The organism is Desulfomarina profundi (genome assembly GCF_019703855.1).
In the GTDB taxonomy this organism is placed as follows: Bacteria; Desulfobacterota; Desulfobulbia; order Desulfobulbales; family Desulfocapsaceae; genus Desulfomarina; species Desulfomarina profundi.
The window spans coordinates 3,718,121-3,741,717 of the sequence record NZ_AP024086.1; the positions used below are offsets into that span (position 1 = coordinate 3,718,121).

Annotated in this window: 22 protein-coding genes, 4 tRNA genes and 2 pseudogenes; 17 read left to right on the top strand and 11 right to left on the bottom strand. The window is 41.6% G+C overall.

The genetic code is table 11. From position 1 onward, the window contains the following. Positions 1-5 precede the first annotated feature (5 nt). Genes LO777_RS17120 through LO777_RS17130 form a run of 3 tightly spaced genes read right to left on the bottom strand, consistent with a single transcriptional unit; the run spans position 6 to position 2,853 of the window. Positions 6-677 carry an XTP/dITP diphosphatase gene (locus LO777_RS17120; RefSeq protein WP_228855059.1) on the bottom strand — a complete coding sequence of 224 codons (672 nt, stop codon included), beginning with the start codon at positions 675-677 and terminating at the stop codon, positions 6-8. 56 nt (positions 678-733) lie between these two features. Further along, positions 734-1,282, bottom strand: coding sequence for an epoxyqueuosine reductase QueH (locus tag LO777_RS17125; RefSeq protein WP_228855060.1), 549 nt, complete (start codon positions 1,280-1,282; stop codon positions 734-736). Between the two features lie 17 nt (positions 1,283-1,299). Next, positions 1,300-2,853: a sigma-54 interaction domain-containing protein gene (locus LO777_RS17130; RefSeq protein WP_228855061.1), complete on the bottom strand. Its 1,554-nt coding sequence runs from the start codon at positions 2,851-2,853 to the stop codon at positions 1,300-1,302. Between the two features lie 328 nt (positions 2,854-3,181). Here LO777_RS17130 and LO777_RS17135 point away from each other — a divergent pair. Both LO777_RS17135 and LO777_RS17140 read left to right on the top strand, forming a co-directional pair. Continuing rightward, a tRNA-Ser gene (locus LO777_RS17135) sits at positions 3,182-3,267 on the top strand. Between the two features lie 18 nt (positions 3,268-3,285). After that, positions 3,286-3,377 (top strand) — tRNA-Ser (locus LO777_RS17140). 118 nt (positions 3,378-3,495) lie between these two features. Here LO777_RS17140 and LO777_RS17145 read toward each other — a convergent pair. The 3 genes from LO777_RS17145 to LO777_RS17155 all read right to left on the bottom strand — a co-directional run bounded on the left by LO777_RS17145 (position 3,496) and on the right by LO777_RS17155 (position 5,787). Further along, positions 3,496-3,858, bottom strand: coding sequence for an SH3 domain-containing protein (locus LO777_RS17145; RefSeq protein ID WP_228855062.1), 363 nt, complete (start codon positions 3,856-3,858; stop codon positions 3,496-3,498). A gap of 241 nt (positions 3,859-4,099) precedes the next feature. Next, positions 4,100-4,969, bottom strand: a complete 870-nt coding sequence (locus tag LO777_RS17150) for a ParB/RepB/Spo0J family partition protein (protein WP_228855063.1) — start codon at positions 4,967-4,969, stop codon at positions 4,100-4,102. Beyond that, positions 4,966-5,787, bottom strand: coding sequence for a ParA family protein (locus tag LO777_RS17155; RefSeq protein WP_329955611.1), 822 nt, complete (start codon positions 5,785-5,787; stop codon positions 4,966-4,968). Before LO777_RS17155 ends, LO777_RS17150 begins: the two co-directional genes overlap by 4 nt. Before the next feature lie 210 nt (positions 5,788-5,997). Here LO777_RS17155 and nadB point away from each other — a divergent pair, with 210 nt between their 5' ends. Both nadB and LO777_RS17165 read left to right on the top strand, forming a co-directional pair. After that, positions 5,998-7,617: an L-aspartate oxidase gene (gene nadB / locus LO777_RS17160; RefSeq protein WP_228855064.1), complete on the top strand. Its 1,620-nt coding sequence runs from the start codon at positions 5,998-6,000 to the stop codon at positions 7,615-7,617. A gap of 252 nt (positions 7,618-7,869) precedes the next feature. Further along, positions 7,870-8,436: a response regulator gene (locus LO777_RS17165; RefSeq protein WP_228855065.1), complete on the top strand. Its 567-nt coding sequence runs from the start codon at positions 7,870-7,872 to the stop codon at positions 8,434-8,436. A 221-nt stretch (positions 8,437-8,657) separates the two neighbouring features. Here LO777_RS17165 and LO777_RS17170 read toward each other — a convergent pair. After that, positions 8,658-8,735: transfer RNA gene (locus tag LO777_RS17170), tRNA-Glu, on the bottom strand. 9 nt (positions 8,736-8,744) lie between these two features. Continuing rightward, positions 8,745-8,820, bottom strand: a tRNA-Lys gene (locus LO777_RS17175). 287 nt (positions 8,821-9,107) lie between these two features. Between LO777_RS17175 and rdgC the strand changes: the two genes are divergently transcribed. From rdgC to hemW, 6 genes are all read left to right on the top strand, one after another. Continuing rightward, positions 9,108-9,722 carry a recombination-associated protein RdgC gene (rdgC, locus tag LO777_RS17180; RefSeq protein ID WP_228855066.1) on the top strand — a complete coding sequence of 205 codons (615 nt, stop codon included), beginning with the start codon at positions 9,108-9,110 and terminating at the stop codon, positions 9,720-9,722. A gap of 173 nt (positions 9,723-9,895) precedes the next feature. Beyond that, positions 9,896-10,294, top strand: coding sequence for a hypothetical protein (locus LO777_RS17185; RefSeq protein ID WP_228855067.1), 399 nt, complete (start codon positions 9,896-9,898; stop codon positions 10,292-10,294). Further along, positions 10,291-10,449, top strand: coding sequence for a hypothetical protein (locus LO777_RS17190; protein WP_228855068.1), 159 nt, complete (start codon positions 10,291-10,293; stop codon positions 10,447-10,449). Before LO777_RS17185 ends, LO777_RS17190 begins: the two co-directional genes overlap by 4 nt. Positions 10,450-10,700: 251 nt before the next feature. Continuing rightward, entirely contained in the window at positions 10,701-12,125 is a 1,425-nt protein-coding gene (gatB, locus tag LO777_RS17195; RefSeq protein WP_228855069.1) for an Asp-tRNA(Asn)/Glu-tRNA(Gln) amidotransferase subunit GatB, read from the top strand. A 109-nt stretch (positions 12,126-12,234) separates the two neighbouring features. Next, positions 12,235-12,972, top strand: coding sequence for a RadC family protein (gene radC / locus LO777_RS17200; RefSeq protein WP_228857409.1), 738 nt, complete (start codon positions 12,235-12,237; stop codon positions 12,970-12,972). Then, a complete protein-coding gene (gene hemW, locus LO777_RS17205; protein ID WP_228855070.1) occupies positions 12,969-14,099 on the top strand; it encodes a radical SAM family heme chaperone HemW in 1,131 nt (376 codons plus the stop codon). Before radC ends, hemW begins: the two co-directional genes overlap by 4 nt. 31 nt (positions 14,100-14,130) lie before the next feature. Here hemW and LO777_RS17210 read toward each other — a convergent pair whose 3' ends face one another. Further along, complete coding sequence (locus LO777_RS17210) at positions 14,131-14,805, bottom strand: GntR family transcriptional regulator (RefSeq protein ID WP_228855071.1); 675 nt, start codon at positions 14,803-14,805, stop codon at positions 14,131-14,133. Between the two features lie 487 nt (positions 14,806-15,292). Here LO777_RS17210 and LO777_RS17215 point away from each other — a divergent pair, with 487 nt between their 5' ends. The 6 genes and pseudogenes from LO777_RS17215 (at position 15,293) to LO777_RS17240 (ending at position 20,677) form a co-directional block, all read left to right on the top strand. Then, positions 15,293-16,258, top strand: coding sequence for a proline dehydrogenase family protein (locus LO777_RS17215; RefSeq protein WP_228855072.1), 966 nt, complete (start codon positions 15,293-15,295; stop codon positions 16,256-16,258). Positions 16,259-16,514: 256 nt separating this feature from the next. Next, on the top strand, positions 16,515-16,739 hold the full coding sequence (locus tag LO777_RS17220; protein ID WP_228855073.1) for a 4Fe-4S dicluster domain-containing protein: 225 nt from the start codon (positions 16,515-16,517) through the stop codon (positions 16,737-16,739). Then, a pseudogene (locus LO777_RS21265) lies at positions 16,729-17,876 on the top strand (2-oxoacid:acceptor oxidoreductase subunit alpha). The gene LO777_RS17220 and the pseudogene LO777_RS21265 overlap by 11 nt, the downstream one beginning before the upstream one ends. A 1-nt stretch (position 17,877) precedes the next feature. Beyond that, on the top strand, positions 17,878-18,690 hold the full coding sequence (locus LO777_RS17230) for a 2-oxoacid:ferredoxin oxidoreductase subunit beta (protein WP_228855074.1): 813 nt from the start codon (positions 17,878-17,880) through the stop codon (positions 18,688-18,690). Beyond that, on the top strand, positions 18,687-19,223 hold the full coding sequence (locus LO777_RS17235) for a 2-oxoacid:acceptor oxidoreductase family protein (protein WP_228855075.1): 537 nt from the start codon (positions 18,687-18,689) through the stop codon (positions 19,221-19,223). Before LO777_RS17230 ends, LO777_RS17235 begins: the two co-directional genes overlap by 4 nt. 203 nt (positions 19,224-19,426) lie before the next feature. Further along, positions 19,427-20,677: a diguanylate cyclase gene (locus tag LO777_RS17240; RefSeq protein ID WP_228855076.1), complete on the top strand. Its 1,251-nt coding sequence runs from the start codon at positions 19,427-19,429 to the stop codon at positions 20,675-20,677. Positions 20,678-20,692: 15 nt separating this feature from the next. Here LO777_RS17240 and LO777_RS17245 read toward each other — a convergent pair whose 3' ends face one another. Then, on the bottom strand, positions 20,693-21,157 hold the full coding sequence (locus LO777_RS17245; RefSeq protein WP_228855077.1) for a CYTH domain-containing protein: 465 nt from the start codon (positions 21,155-21,157) through the stop codon (positions 20,693-20,695). A gap of 67 nt (positions 21,158-21,224) precedes the next feature. Beyond that, positions 21,225-22,028, bottom strand: coding sequence for an EI24 domain-containing protein (locus LO777_RS17250; RefSeq protein WP_228855078.1), 804 nt, complete (start codon positions 22,026-22,028; stop codon positions 21,225-21,227). 182 nt (positions 22,029-22,210) lie between these two features. Here LO777_RS17250 and radA point away from each other — a divergent pair. Next, positions 22,211-23,579 (top strand): annotated as a pseudogene (gene radA / locus LO777_RS21270) (DNA repair protein RadA). The last annotated feature ends 18 nt before the right edge of the window (positions 23,580-23,597 follow it).

The window sequence follows — 23,597 nt, forward strand, 5'->3', positions numbered from 1 at the left end:
AGGTATTAATTTGACCAATCATTATCTTTAAACATTGAATGATCAGGTTTAGGTGGTTTTTCTTCAGAAAGTCTCTGTTCGAGCCATTTGATAATGAGGGGCATTTCCTTTTTTACTTCTGCAAGAGCTTTTCCCCTGTGACTGACACGATTTTTCTCATCCATTGAAAGTTCAGCGAAGGTTTTACCCAATTCCTCAAAATAAAAGAGTGGGTCATAACCGAATCCACTCGTACCACGGGGCTCTTTAAGAATAATACCGTCACAACGCGACTCATAGGTCAAAGCCGGTCCGGAAGGTACAGCTATTGACAAAACACAGCTGAAATGAGCTTTTCTATCTGATTTACCTGACAGCTCCTCAAGCAGTTTTTTACAGTTATCGGCATCTGTTGCATTTTCTCCAGCATATCTTGAAGAATAAACCCCCGGAGCACCTTCAAGTGCGTCCACACAGAGACCTGAATCATCTGCAATTGCGGGAAGACCTAAAATTTTTGCAGTATGATGGGCCTTTTTATAAGCGTTTTCATCAAATGTATTCCCATCTTCAATTGCTTCTGGAATGGGTCCAAAATCGGCGAGAGATTTAACCTCAATTGAAGTTTCCTGTAAAAGATTTTTAAATTCAACCAATTTATTTTTATTATTTGTTGCTATCACTATCATTGGGATCATGATGAAATTATCCTGTCTTATGAATTAAAAAAACGAGATTAAAATTAATTTAAGTTTTATTTATTTTTTATTTTCAATGATTTATCGTATCGTTCCCATTCACTGTAAATACAGCCACAATAAGGTTGCCTGTAAAGAGAAAGTTGTTTTGAAATATCAATTCCCTGTTGCCAGCCTTCCCTGAAATCATGGTAAATAAATGTGATTGAATACAGTTCTTCAAGGTTTTTGCATATTTTAATAATTTTCTTATGATTTTGATATTTGCTGTAAAGAAGTGTACTGGTAAACGCGTCAAAATTGTTCTCCTTTGCAGTCTGCACTGTTTTTTCAAGTCTATCGGAATAGCAAAAGTTGCACCTTTTTCCTTCATTATGCACCACTGATCTCAAAAAATATTTAAGACCGTATTTTTTATCAATTATGGCCGGTATATGTTGTTTTCTCAGATATTCATCTGCAGTGACAAGTCTTCTGCGGAATTCTTTAAAAGGATGGATATTGGGGTTGTAGAAATAAGCGGTGATGGAATAATCTTTTTCACGAAGAAATGTGAGAGGATAAACTGCGCAAGGTCCGCAACATATATGGAGAAGAAGTTTCATGAATATTGTCTGAAAAATCAAATCTTAAATTTTTTTGGATCAATATTATACTGATGGATCTTATAATTAATGATTCTCAGGCTTGTATCCAGGTCTTTTGCAGTCTTTGTCTGGTTACCATTGTTTCGTTTCAGCCCTTCAACTATAAGTTCTTTTTCAAAATTTTCTACTGCAACTGAAAGAGAAAGAGGTTTTTCCCTGGATGAATTCCCAGCAGTTTGAAGTGTCGGTGGAAGGTGAATTGATTTTATAGTGTCACCATCACAGATAAGCACAGCCCTTTCAATACAGTTCTGGAGTTCCCTGACATTCCCGGGCCAATGGTACTGAATCAACATGTCTATTGCTGTGGTGGAAATTCTGATAATTTTTTTGTTGTTTTCTTTAGAATATTTTTCAAGAAAAAATTCAGCAAGAAGGAGAATGTCAGTTCGTCGCTCTCTTAAGGGGGGCATATACACAGGAAAAACATTAAGTCTGTAGTAGAGATCTTCTCTGAAATTTTTTTCTGCAACCGCCTTTTCAAGATCTCTGTTTGTTGCTGCAACGAGTCGAACATCACATTCGATGAGGTTTGTTGAACCAAGTCTCTGGAACTTTCTTTCCTGCACAACATTGAGGAGTTTAACCTGTACTGAATGGCTGATTTCACCTATCTCATCAAGGAACAGGGTCCCTCCTTCAGCCTGTTCAAAACGTCCAATTTTCAGCTCATTTGCACCGGTGAATGAACCTTTTTCATGACCAAAAAGTTCACTTTCCAAAAGGGTTTCAGGAAGAGCAGAACAATTAACAACGATAAAGGGTGCGGATTTTCTTTTGCCATTGTAATGAAGAGCTTTTGCCACAAGTGTTTTTCCTGTACCTGATTCGCCACGAAGAAGGACAGTTGCATTAGAGTCAACAACCCTGTGTATCATTTCATACACTTCCTGCATTTTGCTCGAATTACCTATAATATCATTAATTTTATTCTTTTCTGAAAGCTCTCTTTTAAGCTTAAGGTTTTCAGAATAAAGTTCTTCGGTCTCCCTGTTTACTTTTTGTACTCTGACAACAGTCTGGGCAATTATTGAACTTAAAACTGTGAGGAATTGCAGATCGGTATTGGCCTGTTCGGTAATACCGTTTTTATATATGATATCAACACTGAGAGCACCTATAATGTTTTGTCCATCCTTGATGGGAACACACAGAAAAGATCTCTTTTGTTTCTTTACGTTTTCACGTGCTCCAGTTCTATTGAGAAATAATGGTTCTTCGGCAATATGTGGAACGATAATAGGTTCGCCTGTGGCAACAACTCTCCCTGTAATCCCCTCCCCTATTCTATATTTTCCACGCTTTTTCCCAGCTGCAGATATTCCATGGGCAACTTCTATCTCAAGGTTTCCGGTTAATGGGTTAACGATGGAAACAGTACCATTTTCCATCCCTTTTATTTCTGAAAGAATAAACATGGTGCTTTCCAGGCATTCACTGAGTTCTTTTGAAGATGCCAGTTGTTTAGTTATTTCATAAAGGGCCGTGAGATCTTCCAGTTGTTTGGAGATATCGTTTTTGTGTACCATTTTCGTGGAGAATCCAGTTGGTTTTTATGACGTTATTTGGAATGGGTTGTAAGAATAAGCAAGATCTTCTTATAATTCTTTTCCCAGAATGAAATATTTTCGTCCTGGAATTTTAGAAAATATGATCAGTGGTTTTCAGGTAATCATCTTAAAAGATTCAGGATTAAAGAAAGAAAAAACCACTACCCTGAACCTTGCAATTTTTTTTTTAGAATTGATAGAATAAAAAAGAAAATTATTACAAAAATGTATTACAGCTCAGAAACTTTTAATACCAGCTTTTCAAGTTGTTGACAATCTTTCTTTCAAATGGTAAGAAAGGCACTTCGGAGGAATGGCCGAGTGGTTTAAGGCGGCGGTCTTGAAAACCGTTGTACGAAAGTACCGTGGGTTCGAATCCTACTTCCTCCGCCACAAATTTTATAATACTATGGAGAGGTGACCGAGAGGCCGATGGTGCTCGCCTGCTAAGCGAGTGTGGGGGTTAGACTCCACCGAGGGTTCGAATCCCTCCCTCTCCGCCATTGAAAAGGTCATGGTATTAAAGATAAATACCATGACCTTTTTTATTAAAATTTTAGCATATTAACGGCAAAACATAAGTCATTAAATAATACAATAATTTAAATTTAAAGGAAAAGCTCAATAACCCCAGAGAAGACTTCTTTTGATCCAGCCTTGTAGTCCTGACTCGTGTCTGACCTCCACCCATCCTGATTTCTGCTGAACCGTAGCAAAAACCACGCCATAGTAGGCTTTTCCAATAATCTTACTATCTGTCCCTGGCCTGTTTCTGATGTTGATCTTGTTTTTTCTGTTTTTATTTACCTTGACGATCATCATTGGTTTGTCAACCAACAGCTTTCTATAAACCCACCCGGTATCACCTTCGAAATCTTTAACTTGGGCCCATTTCCCTTTTTTTTTAAGTATTAACAGAGGAAAACCACTTCCGTATTCCCACTTCACCTTATATTTTATACCAGGCCCTGTTCTCAGGTTCACTTTATCTCCTTTGACACTCATCATTTCTGCAAAAGCTGATATTGGAGAGAAAAGAAGACAACAAAAAAATGTAGCGATAAAAAAATGAATTTGAATGGTATGAATTTTTTTCATTTTTAGAAAAACGTGATTAGTGCCTTACTCCTGAATTCCTGTTATAAAAAACAAGAAACCAGGGAAGGTTTTTTGAAATTAAATGGTTAGGTTTATTTCCATGGCACTTAAAACCCCTTATGGGGTGTTAGTTATCATTTAAAAGCAAAACAAAAAGTCTGTCCAGGTCATCAAGAGAATAGTATTCTATTTCTATTTTACCCCTGGTTCCGTTCTCACTGATAACTACTTTTGAGTTTAACCTGTTTGTTAATTGGTTAACCAGTGATTTTTTATAGGATGCAGGCAGTCCCTCTTGTTCCTGATTTGATTTAGTATTTTTAAGCGGAGCAGATGAATTTGCAAATTTCCTGGCAAATGCTTCTGTCTGTCTGACGGAAAGATTTTTCCTGATTACAGTATCCCGAGTTTCTTTGAGTTTTATTGGATCATCCAGAAGCCGAATTAGAGCTCTACCATGGCCTTCGCTGAGGATTCCAGATATAATATCCTGTTGAATATAGTCTGGAAGTTTTAATAATCTTAGCATGTTAGCTATGGTTGATCTTTTTTTACCAACTTTTTTTGCTGTTTCGTCCTGGGTGTAAGAAAATTTATCTATTAAACTTTTATACGCAAGGGCTTCTTCAATAGGATTGAGATCTGTTCTTTGAATATTTTCTATAAGAGCCAGCTCAAGGAGAGCATCCTCACCTGTAACGTCCATAAGGACAACGGGTACTTTGGAAAGACCTGCGAGTTTTGAAGCTCTTAATCTTCTCTCACCAGCAATGAGTTCATATTTACCTGCTGAATTTCCGTGGGTAACAATCAACGGTTGAATAATACCATTTTCTTTGATTGAGTGAGCGAGTTCGTTAAGATCATCTTCTTTAAAGTGAGTGCGTGGTTGAAGCTTGTTGGGATAAATAAGGTCGATATCACACTCAAAAAACTTTTCTTCCTCTTCACCAAAGAGAAGACCAACGCCCTGCCCTAACCCTTTTTTCTGGATCATTTAAAAGTCCTTTGTCTTTTTAAAAATTCTGTTGTCAGTTGCATATATGATTTTGCGCCTGTAGATTTAGAATCGTAATCGAAAATAGTTTTACCGTGACTCGGGCTTTCACTCAGGCGGACATTTCTTGGAATAGTCGTTTTGAAAAGCTGATCTTTAAAATACTTTTTTATTTCACCTGCGACCTGGTGGGTAAGGTTGTTTCTTTTGTCGAACATGGTTAGCAATAGACCTTCGATAAAAAGATCCTTGTTAAAGTTCTTTTTTACTGATCGTATTGTGTTTACGAGTTGAGCAAGACCTTCCATGGCAAAATATTCACATTGCATGGGAATAAGAACAGAATCGGCCGAAGTAAGTGCGTTTATAGTGAGTAAGCCCAAGGAAGGAGGACAGTCAATAATAAGGAAGTCAAAACCCGGTTGAATTGTTTTTAAAATCCTTTTTAGTCTATATTCCCTTTCAGGAAGTTCAATGAGTTCAATTTCAACAGCAACAAGGTCAATGTTTGAAGGAATGATTGATAATTTCTTTGTTGAAGTTGAACTTATTGTATTATAGACATTACATGATTCTGAGTATGCATGATAAAGATTAGGTAAGGATTTATCTACAGACACCCCTACTCCACTGGAACTGTTTCCTTGTGGGTCTGAGTCGATAAGTAAAACTTTCTTCCCTTTTTGGGCAAGAGCAGCTGAAAGATTGATTGCGGTTGTGGTTTTGCCCACACCCCCTTTCTGGTTAGCAACAGCAATTATTTTGTTATTTTTCATATCATCCAGGTTTTTATTTTGATTTTGTCGTAAAATACCCATTATCTTCCGAAAATGCAAAAAACATTTAGCTTTTACCTTAATTATCGAACAAAATAGAAATTGCTTTGAAAATTATGCCTTAAAAAACTCAACTGTTTCACGTGAAACAGTTGAGTTTCGATAACTGTTAATATATCAATTAATAATTCCCGAATTGATTTTTAATAATGGGAAGGTTTGTGTTTCACGTGAAACAGAAGGGAGTTTTTTATGGAATCGGATTTTTTGGTGATAGGGAGCGGGATTGCAGGTTTGTCATTTGCCTTGAAAGCTGCAAGCCTTGGGTCGGTGACGATCGTAACTAAAAAAAAACAGGTGGATTCTGCAACAAATTTAGCCCAGGGTGGCATTGCAGCGGTGTTAGATAAAAGTGATGATTTTGAAAACCATATTAAAGATACTCTTGATTCGGGGGCAGGGTTGTGTGATGAAAAGATTGTAAGGATGGTGATTAAGGATGGGCCGGAAAGAATACATGAACTCATCTGTTTAGGTGTTGATTTTGTAAAAAACAGTGATGGAAGTTTAAGTCTTGGGAAGGAAGGGGGGCATTCCCAACGGAGAGTTGCCCATGCTTTCGATCTTACGGGTAGAGAGATTGAAAGGGCACTTATAGACAAGGTTCAAAAAAAGAAAAATATTAGAGTTCTTGAGAATCATACGTGTATTGAACTCATAACAGAGGAGAGGATAAATCTGTATGGTGAGAAAAAAATTAAATGCGTTGGAGCTTTTGTTCTGAATGAGGAAGGGAATATTGAAGCTTTTATGTCAAAGGTTGTTCTCTTATGTACAGGTGGTGCTGGGAAAGTCTACCTCTATACAAGTAACCCTGATATTGCAACAGGAGATGGTATAGCCCTGGCTTTCAGGGCCGGCGCAACTGTCGCTAATATGGAATTTGTTCAGTTTCATCCAACCTGCCTTTATCATCTCAATGCTAAAAATTTCCTAATTTCTGAAGCTGTTCGAGGAGAAGGAGCTGTTCTTGTCAATAAAAAAGGAGAAAGGTTTATTGAAAAATATGAACCAGTTCGGAAAGAACTTGCAACCAGGGATAAAGTTGCAAGGGCAATTGATGAGGAAATGAAGAAAACAGGGGTAGATTGTGTATACCTTGATATTTCCAGCCGAAAAGCTTCTTTTATAAAAAATAGATTTCCAGCTATATATGGAAAATGTATGTCTCTGGGAATTGATATAACATCTAAACCTATTCCTGTTGTACCGGCTGCCCATTATTTATGTGGTGGAATATTAACTAATGAAGTTGGCGAGTCCAGTGTGGAAAATCTTTTTTCTATAGGTGAATCAGCGTGTACTGGGTTGCATGGCGGAAACCGTCTGGCAAGTAACTCACTCCTCGAAGCGCTGGTTTATGCGGAGAAAGCTTTCGTCTATAATAAAAACCGGTGGCCCTTGATAGCCCCTGGGCAGTTTTCACCGGAACCAAAGGTTGTAAAAACTGATGAGATAAATCTGGAAGAAGAAATAATAGTTAATCACAATTGGGATATAATCAGAAGAGTAATGTGGAATTACGTAGGTATTTCGAGGAAAGAATCTCGATTGAAGATGGCTGAAAAACAAATGAGGACTTTGCGTATCGAGATAGGAAAAATTGTAAGGAAATACAAAAAAACATCTGCAATTATGGAGCTTTACAACCTTTCTGTTGTAGCATCTCTAATTATTAGAGCAGCATTGAAGCGTAAGGAATCCAGGGGTTTGCATTATATTGTTGACTATCCTTCACAAGATGAAAAACAAAGGCATTGGAATACGTTTAGCCGTGCAGATTTAGATGATATAAGTGGTATCGGTTTTTGATTAAAAATACCCTGATTGTGTTTTAGCTTTTTTCCTTTAAAAACCATGCTTTAAGGGAAAAAACTCCTGTTGAGGTTTATGCGTACGAAACTGCCTCTAGAAGGTTATTGAATGATATTTAAAAGGGTATATTCCCCTTACCTCTATAAAGGGTAGAAGTTACACGTTTTCAAAAGTTTTTATATTGTTAGATTTCCGGCTCAAGTGATTTTGGAAAAGATATCATTTTTAACGATAATTATTGGTGAGTGAATGACGAGAATCTTGTTTGTAGATGATGAAAATCAGAATATCCAGATAATGAAGGAAATACTTTCCTTCTATCCAAAATATGAAATGGAAATAGCTGCATCTGGTGAAGAAGCTCTTGTTATTGCAGATAAAATATCTCCTGATATTGTGCTGCTGGATATTATGATGCCTGGTATAGATGGTTTTGAGGTGTGTAAGAAATTGAGATTGAAACCAAATCTTAACAGGACCAAAATAATTATGGTTTCCGGATTGTCTATGATCGGTGATCGTTTAAAGGCCTATGAGTATGGGGCAGACGATTATATTACAAAACCATTTGTTGAAGATGAACTTATAGCAAAGTTGGATGTTTTTGCAAAATTGAATCGAATGGAAGATTTTTATACGTCGAGTATTGATGCAAGAGAAAAAAAGATCCATAATATCGGGAATTATATTCAAACTATAACGGAGCTTTCTGTTTCTATAGAAAAGCGGGAAAGTCTTTCACCTTCATCTCGAAAAGACTTAGAAGCAATACAGACGACGTGTTTTGTCCTAAAAGAACTGACACAGGAATTGTGATTTCTCCAAGTTGAGAAAGGTAGAAACGCGAATTTTTTATCCAGATATCCTGGGCGTTAGATCGGTTTTACACACTACCGGACTTCATTTCTTTGTTGGTTTTGCGTCATGTGGAGTAAAGCTTTGCAGGTTTGACGGAAATTGAAGGCGGTTGAATTCTGATATGTGCCAGACGAAAAAAAGGCACTTAACTTTTTAACGGTTAAGTGCCTTGTAATTTTTGGCGTCCCCAACCGGATTTGAACCGGTGTTGTCGGCGTGAAAGGCCGATGTCCTGGACCTGACTAGACGATGGGGACATTATTTCCTGGTGGGTCGTGCGCGGCTCGAACGCGCGACTCTCTGATTAAAAGTCAGATACTCTACCAACTGAGTTAACGACCCCCAAGAGTGATGGCTATATACAAATTCAAATTCATTGTGTCAACATGAATTTTGACTTGTTAATTATTTTTATCATTTATTCAAAAAATATGCAATTAAGGGTTGTATTTGAAAAAGGAAATGTTTTCAAAGAGAAAATCATTCTCATGGGTTTACAAAGAAAAACCTTTTCAATTGCTATAAAAAAAACAATAATATATCAGATTAATTATCAAGCTTGATTACTTCTTCTCAAACAGGTTCAGGCTAAATTTCATAAAATACCAGGAAATAATAAAAATATACCGATGGGATTATTAAAAGGAACTGCAACATTTGTAAAATTTACCCTTGAAGGTGACCTGCCGGAAAATCCGCTTGAATATATTTCTGAAAGAATCTTGGCTTTTTCGTTCCAGGATATTGATGACACTTTTGATGAATATTCAATCGGTTGGGTTTCACTTGTTAACATGTTTGATTCCTCTTTTGCATATGCATCGTATTCAGCGGGGGATTATATCGTGCTGACATTACGTATAGATGAGCGCAAGGTTTCTTCGGCAATACTCAAAAAGATTGTCCAGAAAGAAGAGCAGCGGGTAATGGCGGAACGACAATTGCCAAAGCTAAGCAGGAGCATGAAAGTAGAGATTAAGGAAAGAGTGCGGGTTGAACTTGTGAGAAAGGCCATACCTGTTCCCTCAACCTTCGATGTCTGCTGGAATCTTTCGGAATCTTCACTCCTGTTTTTCTCTACGAATAAGAAAATCCATGCTGTACTTGAGGATTTTTTTAAAGAGTGTTTCGGGGTTTTTCTGCGGCAGCAGATCCCTTATACGGTAGCGAAACACCTGCTGACTGAGGAGCAACAGCTTCGTCTTGCCGATCTCACTCCTCATGTTTTTACATGGGTAAGGTAAATGAAAACACAGAGTTACAAATTCTTTGGCCAGTTACGATACCGTAGTGTTTTATACACAATATTTAAAGTGATATTTCAAAATCAAATAAATTAATAATTGGCAATTTAGCAGTATTTAAAAATCTACAGACTGCATTTCTGGGAAAACAGCAGTCTTTTTCGGGTTAAATAATGGATTTAGTAGATCTTATAGCGGAAAAAAGGTTTCTCGGGCAGGAGTTTTTAACCTGGCTCTGGTGGAAAAGTGAAGAGAGGGGTGGTACCGTTCTTCTTCCGGAATCAGGTGATATTGCAGTTGTTTTTGAAAAGCATATGTTGCTGGAGTTTGGAGAGGGAGAAACAACTGAAAAAATAATCTGCTCTGGGCTCCAGGCCGAGTTACAGGAAGCGCGGACCGGCCTGAAGATGGGTAAAAAACTCGAGCAGGCGCGAATTGTTCTGACAAAAGATGATTATGAATTCAGTTTTACTCTTGCAGCTGGTTTGATGGAATTCAGAAATGTGAGATTGCCCAAAACAGAGATAACTGAAGGACGGGGGAGAATAACAGTGAAGAAGTTGAAGGGATGATCCTGGAGCGGATTTTTCTTTTTGAGGAACTTATTCGCCTTGTAAATGAATTGTTTCTTCTTTTTCTTGAAGTCAGAATTTCCCAGGACTGGCGGGAAGAATTGCTGAAAATCGGGAGTTGGATTAATGGTTCTGTAGAATCCTTCCAAAATTAAACTTGATTAACCATGTAACCTGATCTTTTTGGAGATGTCCCTTGTTTATTGGACTGATCCACGGCCTGAAATTCCAATTAACAGGGGTTGCGCGAAAAAATGTTCATTTTGATTTTATTTGAACCACCAAAATTTTAATTTATGCAACATATCCATACAATAGTCCCATCTTCGAACTTATGAGAAAGGCGTGTTAAGGCCTTGTAAAGAAAATTTAAAAATGCATTGAGAAAATCGGGGTATAAAAAATTATGAAGTTTGAAACCGTAATTGGACTTGAAATACATGCCCAGCTGAAAACAAAGTCAAAAATTTTCTGTGGATGTTCTACGGAATTTGGGGCGTCTCCAAACAGTCATACTTGTCCTGTTTGTCTTGGAATGCCTGGTGTTCTACCGGTTCTAAATAAGAAAGTGGTAGAATTTGCAATAAAAATGGGTCTTGCCACAGGGTCGGTCATTAATAGATACAATGTCTTTGCCAGGAAAAATTATTTCTATCCTGATTTGCCGAAAGGGTACCAGACATCCCAGTTCGATTTACCGATTATCGGACCCGGCTCTGTGGATATTGAAGTGGACGGGAAGGTCAAAACCATTGGAATTACACGGATGCACATGGAAGAAGATGCGGGAAAACTTGTTCACGACAGTCTGGATCCAGTTTCACACGTGGACTTGAACCGGACGGGAACGCCGCTTCTGGAAATAGTTTCTGAACCCGAAATGCGATCGCCTGCGGAAGCATATGCATACCTCAAAAAAATACATCTTATCCTGAGGTATCTGGATATCTGCGATGGAAATATGCAGGAAGGCAGTTTTCGGTGTGATGCGAATATTTCACTCAGGCCGGTGGGGCAGGAGGAGATGGGGACACGTACGGAACTCAAGAACATGAATTCCTTTAGAAATGTACAAAGTGCCCTTGAGTTTGAGGTCAGAAGACAGAGGGATATTCTTCTCGATGGAGAGCAGGTTATCCAGGAAACACTCCTGTGGAATCCTGACAAAAACTGTACGGAATCCATGCGAGGAAAAGAAGATGCCCATGACTACCGCTATTTCCCATGTCCTGATCTTATTCCTGTACAAATTGATGAGGAGTGGATTGACGAAATTCGTATGTCTTTGCCGGAGTTGCCGGACCAGAAAAGATCAAGGTTCATCCAAGAGTATGGTCTTCCGGAATATGACGCTGATATTCTGACCGGAGACAGAGATCTGTCGGAGTTTTTTGAAAAAGCGGTTCTCAATGGAGCTGGGCCCAAAAAAACTTCCAATTGGATTATGACGGAACTGCTCAGGGAATTAAAGGGGCTGTCTGTCACCGAGTGCAAGGTTACGCCAGAATATCTTGGTTCCTTGATCACTATGGTTGAAAAGGGAGTGATAAGCGGCAAAATTGCTAAAACTGTTTTTCTGGATATGATGGAAACGGGAAAAGATCCACATGTTATTGTAAAAGAAAAAAATCTTCTTCAGGTATCAGATGAGGGAGAATTAAAAGCATTGGTTGAGGAAATTATCGCTGCTCATCCCGAGCAGGCAGAAGATTTCAGACAGGGGAAAACAAAACTGATGGGATTTTTCGTAGGCCAGCTCATGAAAAAGACAAAAGGTAAGGCGAATCCCCAGATGGCTAATAAACTTTTTGTGGAGGAGCTGCAAAAATAATTTGCTCCCCCATGAAAATCAGCTAGCTTGAAGGTTTGTTTTATCAGGCCGACTGCGCAAGTAATCAGGAAAACAATTAAACTGTAATTTCAGTAAGCTTTTGTTTGTTGTGGATAAAGAAAACTGGCAAAAAAAGGGCTGTGGACATCGTGGTCGCTTACGGGATCGTTTCCTTGACAAAGGGTTAGAGGGTTTTACGGATGCAGAAATAATTGAACTGCTCCTGTCGTTTGGAACACCCAGGAGAGATTGTAAAGAACAGGCCAGGGCACTTTTGGAGAAATTCGGTTCCTTCTCCAGGGTTCTTGAAGCTCCAACCGCGGCCTTGATGGATGTTAAGGGGGTGGGCCCCAAAAACAGTTTTGCCCTTCATTTTGTCCATGGTGTTGCCAGTCACTATCTGAAAGAGCGAATCGTCGGAAAGCGCTATATTCAAAATTCCAAGGAAGTTGCAGATTATCTTGTTCATTTAATGCGTGGGCTGAAAAAAGAGGTTTTTTCGGTCGTTTACCTTGACTCCTCCCATGCAGTTATTGACTCGGAAATCATTGCTGAAGGCACTATCAATGTCAATACCATTTATCCCAGGGAGGTTATAGCAAGGGCTCTCTCTTTTCACGCGGCGGCACTGGTTGTTTCACACAATCATCCATCAGGTTCACTCGAACCTTCCGAACAGGACTTTCGTCTCACTAAAACCCTGTTACTGGTCTGTCACTATATGCAGATCCGCCTGCTCGATCATATCATAGTGGGTGATGGATATTACAGCTTTGCAGACAATGGATACATGGACTCATTGAAAAAAGAGTGTCTGTCGATTGCGGGTCAATTTCTGGATCAGTGATTTATCTTTATCTACATATTCCCTTCTGTGTTTCCAAATGCAGCTACTGCTCGTTTAATTCTTATCCTGGCAGGGAACTTCTCTATAAAGACTATGTAGATGCACTGAAAAAAGAAATTGCTTCAATTGCTGGTGTCTTGGGAAAGAATAACAGGCTGACGAGCTTGTTTATTGGAGGTGGAACACCAACAGTGCTGTCATCCGGCCTCCTTGTAGATTTAGTACAGTATACCAAAACAGTTTTTAATTTTGAGTGTGGAGCGGAGGTTTCAATTGAGGCGAATCCTGGCACAGTAAATCAGGAATCACTTGAGGAACTGTCATCATGTGGTGTCAATAGAATTTCCCTGGGTGTTCAGTCATTTGATGATGGGGAATTAGTAAAAGCGGGTAGAAGACATACCGCCAAAGAAGCAGAAAATGCTGTTCGGATGGCTGTGGAAAGCGGTTTTTCCAACATAAATATTGACCTTATGTCGGGCCTTCCAGGTCAGACGGGAGCCTCATGGAGAAAGTCTTTGGAAAAGGCAGTATCTCTTGGCCCTCAGCATCTGTCACTCTATGAGTTGATGTTTGAACCTGGAACACTCATGACCAGGTTCAAAAGAGAAAACAAATTCAGTTTTCCTGATGAAGATGAGCTTGAAAAAATCGATGGGATAACGGGTCAGATCTGTGCTGAGAATGAGTTCAGCCAGTATGAAATTTCAAATTATGCCCGTTTCGGTTTTGAGTGTCGTCACAATATAAATTACTGGTTGAATGGGGATTATTTCGCTGCAGGGGCGGGGAGTGTCAGTTATTTCAATGGCAGAAGGGAAAAACGTATTGACAGCCCGGAGGAGTATATTGCAAGAATCCGGCGAAACAGGACAGTGGTTGAAGAGAGTGAGAACCTTTCAAGAGAAAAATCCTTTCGTGAAACCGTGATCATGGGACTCAGGATGAAGCGGGGCGTTTCATTGAGTGTGGTGCGGGAAAGGTACGGTATTGAGGCCTTGTCATATTATGGCGAGACATTGAAAAAACTACTGGCTCTTGAATTATTGGAGGTGGATAAGGAATATCTGCGACTCACGGAAAAAGGATGGCCCCTGGCAAACAGTATAATGGCTGAGCTGGTTTGAAAAAGACATGTTCTGACCCGCATTTGTGTTTTTATATCGACAGATAATCTTCGGGTAAAATTCCGGCTGCTTCAAGACCTTCGATCGAGCTTTTAATATGGGCTTCCACAGCCTGGGCTGCTTTTTCAGGAGACCGGTTTTTCAGGGCATCTACTATCATCTGATGTTCGGTTGTGGGGCTGTATTCCAGTTTAAAAAAAGGATCATAAAGAATAAGAAAAATTCGGGTTCGATCCAGCAGCTCCTTGACGTAGGCATGGAGAACCTTGTTTTCAGATAATTCTGCAATTTTGAGGTGGAGCATGTCGTTTACAGCGAAATATTCATCGAGATTGTTTTTATCAAAAACCTCTTTTTCCCTCTTTATTATAATTTCAAGTTCGCGAACCTGGTTTTTACTGATTTTTTCGGCAGTAAGCCTGGTTGCCATTTTTTCAAGTTGAGCTCTCACCAAAAATGTCTCTTCAATTTCCTTCAGTGTTGGGGTTATAACAAAGGCTCCCCGGTTTGGAATGCTGTTAACCAGTCCCTCTGCCTCAAGCCTCTTTATTGCACTCCTGACAGGGGTTCTGCTGACTCCAAGTTGTTGTGCCAGGGTTATTTCCACCAACTGGCTGCCTTGCTTGATATATCTTTTTCTGATAGCACTTTTAAGTTTTTGGTAAACTGCATCTTCAGAATTAATTTTTTGTGATTCTTTTTCCATTTCCTTTCCTTCTTACCAGGTTTCTCTCGGTGGGATTTCAGTAAAACAGAAACCCTATGGGACAGAAGATGCTACTGCATCCATCAGGATACAGGCTATAGTGGAAGATTTAAGTACCCGCACGTTCTGCCTCAATAACTGACGAGAGAACAATTATACTCATTCGCGGAGAAAAAAACACAAAAACTGTATTTAATTACTGTATACAAAAACAGTTGCTTCTCCACTGGATTTGATTTGAGGCTTATTACTTTAAACGGCAAGGGTATTGTCAACATCGCGGCTTGCGTTTTGTGTGCAGTTATTGTATACAATCTAAAAATACAATTAAAGGCGCCCTTTCCGGAACGAAAAACCGACAGTTGGAATTATTAATGAATATTGTGCTGATTTTGTTGAGCTGGTCGTCAGCTTAAGAGAAGCCGGCCTAATCTGAACAGAGAAGAAATCCGGATGAGTGGATTTATTTGAGTTTCAGAGTGATTAAATGATATTCTGGAAAGGGATGAGTGAAAAATGTGTAGAGATCGAGGTGGCTGCCATGTTTAACAAAATGATTGCCGGAATTCTTCCGTACATGCCCAAAAAGCTGGTCTGGATGTTTTCAAAAGAGTATATAGCCGGCGAAACCATTGAGGAAGCGATAGTAAATGCAAAAAAACTCAATGATGAAGGAATACTGACGACTATAGATGTTCTTGGCGAATTTATAACTACCTTGGAAGAGGCGGAAGAAAACAAAAAGGAATACCTGGATGTTATTGATGCGGCCGAAAAAGCCGGAGTTGAAGGAAATTATTCCCTGAAGCCTACGTTTTTCGGGCTGTTGATAGACAAGGACGTTGCCTTCACCCATATCCGTGAAATTGTCGCCAAAGCTGCTTCCTATGGGAATTTTATACGTATCGATATGGAGGATTCCCCCTGTACGGATATGGAGATTGAAATGTACCGGCAGTTGAAACAGGAGTTTCCTGGAAATGTCGGTCTTGTTGTTCAGTCCTACCTGAGGAGAACTCGTGTTGATATTGAAAGCCTGGAAGACCTGAACAGTGAAGAATTCCCTGTGAATTTAAGAGTCTGCAAAGGGATTTACGTTGAGCCGGAAGAAATAGCTTTTAAAAAATATGAAGAAGTGAACAGCCATTTCCTGGACGATGTTGAGTTGATGTTTCAAAAAAAGATGTATCCGGCGATAGCCACCCACGATATTCCATTGGTGGAGGGCGCTTTTAAGCTGATAGAAAAATACAATGTCCCAAGGGATAAATATGAATTCCAGATGCTTTATGGGGTTACACCAGGACTGAGAAAGTCAATTCTGGATAAAGGGCATCGAATGCGTGTTTATGTACCTTTCGGAAAGCAATGGTTCGGTTATTCAACCCGGCGATTGAAGGAAAACCCGAAAATGGCAGGAGTGATCATAAAAGCGCTTTTTAAAAAAGGGTAATCTGTTTCCGTGGCTTGTATTGTACATATACTCACCCTGACAAAAAAAGATTAAAAAAAGAGTTAATATTGCAATTACAGCTTGACAGACGATTTCTTTGATATAGAGAGTACAGAATATTTCCGCCTTTTGACTGTATGGGTATTTTCGGGAAAATGATGGAAATGCAAGCCGTTTTTAATGGGGTGTCCTGAAAGATCGGGAAACTCTGAAATTTAATATTTGATTAAAGATAATCAATATTTAAGAGGATGGTATGGCCAGGCAGAAACTCAGGGAAATTGTGATAAACCGGGATTGGTGCAAAGGGTGTGGTATATGTGTTCACTTTTGCCCGACGAAGGTTCTGGAGCTTGACGCAGAGGATAAATCGGTGGCGGTCAGGCCGGAGGACTGTATCTGTTGTAAAATGTGTGAACTACGGTGCCCGGATCTCGCAATCGAGGTACTGACAGACCAGGGTGAGAACAATGAAGAATAATATCAGATTCGTCCAGGGCAACGAGGCTTGTGTTGAGGGTGCACTGTATGCGGGGGTCGACTTTTTTGCCGGTTATCCTATTACGCCTTCAACGGAAATTGCAGAAATACTTTCAAGAAAGCTGCCGGAGCGTGGAGGGAAGTTTATCCAGATGGAGGATGAAATAGCCTCGATGTGTGCTGTGATCGGTGCTTCGCTTACCGGACGAAAAGCCATGACAGCAACGAGCGGTCCCGGCTTTTCCCTTAAACAGGAGGCGATAGGTTATGCCTGCATGACCGAGATTCCGTGTGTGATTGCCAATGTGCAGCGGGGAGGACCATCAACCGGAAATCCCACCCATGTCAGCCAGGGAGATATTAATCAGGCAAGATGGGGAACCCACGGAGACCATGCTATTATTGCCTTGACAGCATCAAATCATCAGGATGTTTTTGAAATTACAGTTACGGCATTCAACCTCGCTGAGACCTACAGGACTCCGGTTATCCTGTTATTTGATGAAGCAGTTGGTCATATGCGCGAAAAACTGATTATCCCGGAAACGGGAGAACATGAAGTCGTAAGTCGACTGCGCACATCCCTGGGTAAGGATGTTGACTACCATCCTTACCTGCCAAGAGAAGATGGTCGTCTGCCCATGTCCGACTTTGGGGCCCATCACCGATACAATGTGACCGGACTGTTTCATGACATGTGGGGCTTTCCTTCAAATAACCCCGGGTGGTGAATGAGCTTCTCCGTCATCTTGTTGACAAGATAGATAACAATATTCACGTCATTACAAGGTACAAGGAACATTATCTCGAGGGAGCGGAGTATATAATGATTTCGTACGGATCTTCTGCGAGATCCGCAATCCATCTTGCCAGGGAAAGAAGGGCCAAGGGGGAAAAGATAGGTGTTCTTGAGCTGCAATCTCTCTGGCCGTTTCCGGTGGAGATGGTAAAAGAAAAATGTGCTAATGCAAAGGCTGTTCTTGTGGTTGAGATGAACATGGGACAGATTACCGCCCAGGTCAAGGCTGCTGTTAAAAAACCGGGTCGTGTATTTCTTGCCAATCGAATTGACGGGCACCTTGTAACACCTTCAGATATCAAGAAACTTCTTCGGGTTATCCAGGGGAGGGGAGTATAATATGGCTGTTAAGGATTATTTAAGAGAACGTTTTTTCCCTCATATGTGGTGCCCCGGTTGTGGCCACGGAACGATTCTGAATTCGTTGCTCCGGGCGGTCGAGGAACTGGGACTGGGAAAAAATGATATTGTCATGACTTCCGGAATTGGCTGTTCCGCCAGAATTTCAGGGTATGTTGATTTTCATTCTCTGCACACCATGCATGGCAGGGCCCTGGCCTGCGCGACCGGTGTCAAGCTGAGTCAACCGCGTCTGAACGTTATTGTACCCATGGGTGATGGTGATGCCCTGGCCATCGGTGGCAATCATTTCATCCATGCCGCAAGACGAAATATAGACATCACTGCTATTGTGATGAATAACCGGATTTATGGAATGACAGGAGGACAGTTTTCTCCCCTTTCCGGCCCCGGTGTAAACGCAACCACGGCACCCTATAAAACCATTGATAACAATTTTGATGTGGTTGAACTGGCAACCGCAGCGGGAGCAAGCTTTGTAGCCCGCTCAACCGCGTTTCATGCCAAAGAATCAACGGAAATACTCAAAAAGGCTATTTTGCACAAGGGATTTTCCGTGGTTGAAATTCTTTCCCAGTGCCCAACCCACTATGGCCGGAAAAACAAGGAAGGTGATGCGGCATCCATGCTTGAAATCCATAAAGCCAATACGGCAAAGCTTGGATCCAAGGCGTTGAAGGAAAACCCGGAGCTGATTCCCCGTGGGATTTTTGTTGATGTGGATAAACCGGAATATTGTGAAGAGTACGATAAATTAATTGCTTTTGCGATGAAGAAGGAGAAAGCGTCATGAAGCGAACCCGACTTGTTTTTTCAGGATCCGGCGGACAGGGGGTTATTACGGCGGCTATCATCCTCGCTGAGGCTGCGGTTATCCACGAGGGAATAAATGCCACCCAGTCGCAGAGTTACGGTGCTGCCGCAAGGGGGGGAGCCACACGGAGTGATATTATTCTGTCAGAGGGTGAGATTCATTTTCCGGAAGTGGTTCAGCCGAACGTCCTGGTCTGTCTGACTCAGGAGGCTTATAATACTTATTCCTCCATTGTTCGTCCGGGAGGAACATTGCTTACAGACAGTCGTTTTGTCAAACCCATAAAGAAAATTGATGCACGGCAGACAGAGTTGCCGATGTATGACACGGTGATGAAGGAAATCGGCAAGCCGATTGTTTTTAATATCTGTGTTCTGGGAGCCCTGATCGGTATTACTGAACTGTTGAAACCCGCTTCACTGATGAAAGCAGTGGCAGACAGGGTTCCAAAGGATTTTCTTGAAATGAACAATAAGGCTTTTGATCTTGGTCTCTCTTTGGGGGCTGAGTGACAAGGGAATAGAAAATTTAAAACCGGGTTACATGTTAAAAAGTCGGTGCCTCAAAAGGGGTACCGACTTTTTTGTTGCGACCTTCTGTCTGCCTGAATTGATAAGAAGTGCGGGGTAATGGGTAAGCAAAAAAATGTTTGTTTGACTCTTTTGCTTTTCCTGCCGTATGATGGATATAATAATAATTCTTATCGAGGGAATATATGGATCGAATACTACTGGTGGAAGACAGTCCGATGTATGGCCGTCTGGCCAAATCCAGAATTGAGGAGCATTTTGATCTTCCGGTTTTCTGGACCAAAACCATGGAAGAAACGGTTACGTTGCTGGATAGGGCCGACGACAGTTTTTCAATGGCCCTGCTTGATTTCAATCTTCCCGATGCACCAGATGGTGAAGTTATTGACAAGGTGCTTGACAGGGGCATTTCCTCCATTGTCTTCACTGCCAATATGAGCGATACCGTTCGTGAATTTGTCTGGAAAAAGAAGGTTGCAGACTATATTTTAAAAGATGATCCCAGCAGTCTTGATTATGTCATTAAGGCGATGGCCAGACTCCGGAGGAACAGCAGCAGGTTTATTTTAATTGTGCACAAGTCCGATTCATTTCGCACTGCAATATCAGAACTACTCTATGTTCACAGGTTTCGTATTGTAACAGCCTCAAGTGGGCGGGCTGCCCTTGAAATACTCGCTCGTTATCCGGAAATCTGTCTTGTTATTTCCGGGGCAGAATTTGAAGACATGGACGGCTGCAGTCTCTGTAGAAAGATCAGGGAGATCCATTCAGCCGATTCTTTAGCTATTATCGGAACATGGAAAGGAGAGGATGCGACCGCAGGCGCAAAGTTTCTGAAAAATGGTGCCAATGATTTTATAAGGCAGGATTTTCTGGTTGAGGAATTTTACAGTCGTATAAATAACTGTATAGAGAACCTGACACTGATTGAGAAATTAAAAGAATCGGCCATGAAGGATTTCCTCACGGGATTGTATAATCGGCGCAGCTTTTTCGATCGGGGTGAAAAACTTTATACCCGTACAGTTAAGGAGGGGGAGGAGCTCTGCTGCGCAATGATTGATATTGATTATTTCAAGAAGGTCAATGACAGTTTTGGCCATGATGTTGGAGACAGGGTGATACAGAGGGTGGCACAGATTCTTCTTGAGGGTGTTGGTAAAAATGATATTGTTGCCAGGTTCGGTGGGGAAGAGTTCTGTCTGCTGCTGAAAGGTTCAGACAAAGACAGGGGCTGGTGTCTGCTGGAGGAGTTACGAAAAAAAATCCAGAAAAACGCCATGGCAACCACCGAAAAAGGAGAGCCTGTTTTTGTCAGTATCAGTGGTGGCCTGTGCGTCAGTCATCTCGGTTGCCTGAATGATATGATTAAAAGAGCAGACGACAGTCTTTACAGGGCAAAACAGAATGGACGCAACACTATTGTCTCTTGAGGAAAAATACACTTTTCACCATTTGCAGAACGGATTGGTGACAAGGTTTGCGTTGTAGTATCTGGGATCGTCAGTTACTTCCCGGTCGATCCATTCGGGAACGGCAAAAGTTTCTCCTTCGTGTTGCAGTTCAATTTCCGCAAAAACCAGACCTTTGTTTTCACCTTCAAATTCGTCAACTTCCCAGGTAAACCCTTCAAAGGGAATTTTATATCTTGTCTTTTGTATCAGCGGTTTATGGCAGAGTTTTTCCAGGATCTCATTTGCTTCGGATACCGGGATTTCATATTCAAATTCCAGTCGGGTTTCTCCTTCACTGGGTCCCTTTACAGTGAAAAATCCTCGTTCCCCGATAATTCTTACACGCACAGTTCTTCCCTTCTCCGTGCTGAGGTATCCCTGGCAATATTTTTTTCCTTGTGCCAGGTTGCGCCAGTTTTCATTTTTCAGGAGAAACTTTTTTTCAATTTCCTGTCCCATTTTTATCCTTTTTTCAATACATTATTGTGGGAAACCATACAGTTGTCACTGGCTCGGGGGAGTTTCATTACTCCTGTTCCCTCTCAATACTCAATGATTCGGTCTTCTGCAGCTCAATGGCGGCGAAATTCAATGTAGCATGAATAGTAAGAACAGGAAAGAGCAGAGCCATGGCGAATATGTTTACTATCGGGATCATGGAAACCAGAGCCGGTAATATACCGATTCTGAGAGATGGGGCGGAATGATATTGCAACCATCCCAGTTTACTCCCCAGGGACCACCTGCGTCGTGAGGCGGGATAGTCGATAAACATCAGGGCCGAATAATATGTGTAGAGCAGAAAAACTGCCACCTGACCGATTCCTGGAATGAAGTTGACAAAAAGTGCGGCCACAGTGACAAGGATTCCGAAAAAGGCTATTTTGATGCCTTCCAGGATATCTATAAAAAATCCGCCCAGGGTAAAATTTTCGTCGGCGTCAAAGAGTTCTCCGGCATACAGTTTTTCGGCAGCCGTACTGAGAAAGGCGTAACCCGGGGTAGTAATGGTGTAGGCCAGAAGAAAGGCAAGGTAGAATGAGACAATTCTGGAAATTACATTGAAAAGCCAGCTGGCGACCAGCCAGCCTTTGAATTTGATCCAGCCGATGATTGTTCCACTGTCCGGTGGATGAGCAAAAAAATTGCCGGTGAAACCAGTAATAAGGTCAATGGAAAACACATACCCAACCCAGGTCAAGGCAAAAGTGATAAGGACGAGCAGGAGTGACCAGCCGAGCAGGCGTTTACGACGGAACATAAAACCAATGGAAGAGAGCAGGGGGATCCTGGTGCGGGTTTCCAGCCGTGATTCAGTATATCTTTTCATTTTTATTCAATACAGAATTGAGGTGAGAATATTGTTTTTTCTGTCTGTCCATGCAGGCAGTGCAGCCCTGAAATTGTCGACAGCGTTGCAGAATATAGGTATTCTTGTTTTTCTGTAAAGGGTAGACTATTTTCACAAAGGATTATTTCCCATATTTCACAGGGTAAGGTACAATGGCAGCAATGGGAACAAAAAAGGGAAAAAAAGAAAAACCGTTCTTTGTCTGCCGGGAGTGCGGCTACAAGACAGTGAAATGGCTTGGACGATGCCCTGAATGCGGAGAATGGGAAAGTCTGGAAGAACATCAGCCGGTTTCTCCAGGCAAAGCTCTTTTGAAAGGAGTTGCTGAGCCGGTCCCCTTGCATCTGGCTCCGGACGGTGATGAGGAGCGCGTCAGCACAGGTATTGAAGAGCTTGACAGGGTTCTTGGGGAGGGATAGTTCCCGGTGGTGTGGTTCTTATCGGGGGAGAACCGGGGATTGGAAAATCGACCCTTCTTCTTCATCTGCTGGCTTCCATTGCCGATGAGAAGAGGAAAGTACTCTATGTTTCAGGTGAAGAGTCGTCCCGTCAGATAAAAATGCGGGCACGACGCCTGGATGCCATTCACCCCATGGAGTTTCTGGCAACGGAAAACGGGGTGGAAAATATCGTTGCCATGGCAACCACCATGAAGCCGGGACTTCTGGCTGTTGATTCAATACAGACCCTTACCTGTTCTGAGATATCCTCTTCTCCAGGTTCGGTTACCCAGGTCAGGGAGTCGGCTTACCGGCTCCTTGAGTTGGCAAAAAAAGAGAACATTCCTGTGGTGCTCGTGGGGCACGTGACCAAGGACGGAGCCATTGCCGGGCCAAAAGTTCTGGAGCATATGGTTGATACGGTTCTCTATTTTGAGGGGGATCGCAGTCATGCTTTTCGTATTCTGAGAACAGTCAAGAACCGTTTCGGCTCAACCAATGAAATTGGGGTTTTTGAGATGAAGGAAGAGGGACTGGTACAGGTGAAGAATCCTTCGGAGATTTTTCTTGCGGAGCGTCCCCTGGATGAACCCGGTTCCGTGGTACTGCCGAGTGTGGAGGGAACCAGGCCGATCCTGGTGGAGGTCCAGGCACTGGTCAGTCCGACTAATCTTGGAACGGCCAGAAGGACGGCAATCGGGGCCGACCCCAGAGGCTTTCACTGCTCTGTGCTGTGTTGGAAAAGAAGGCGGGACTCGACATGTATGGCCATGATATATTTCTCAATATTGCAGGAGGAATGCGCATTGATGAACCAGCCCTTGACCTGGGGGTAATCTGTGCCCTGGCCTCAAGCCTGATGGAAAAGCCGATCCCTTCGGCTACCGTGGTTTGTGGTGAGGTCGGACTTGCCGGGGAGATCAGGGCGATAGGTCATGTTGATATCCGGGTGAAGGAGGCGGAACGGCTGGGATTTACCCGGTTTATACTGCCGAAAAGCAACAGGGAAAGAATGAGCTGGAAACCGCAGATAAGACTGGTGGGGGTTTCCACGCTTCAGGAACTGCTTGAAATAATATTTGTTGAATGACCTGAAATAGTTATAGAG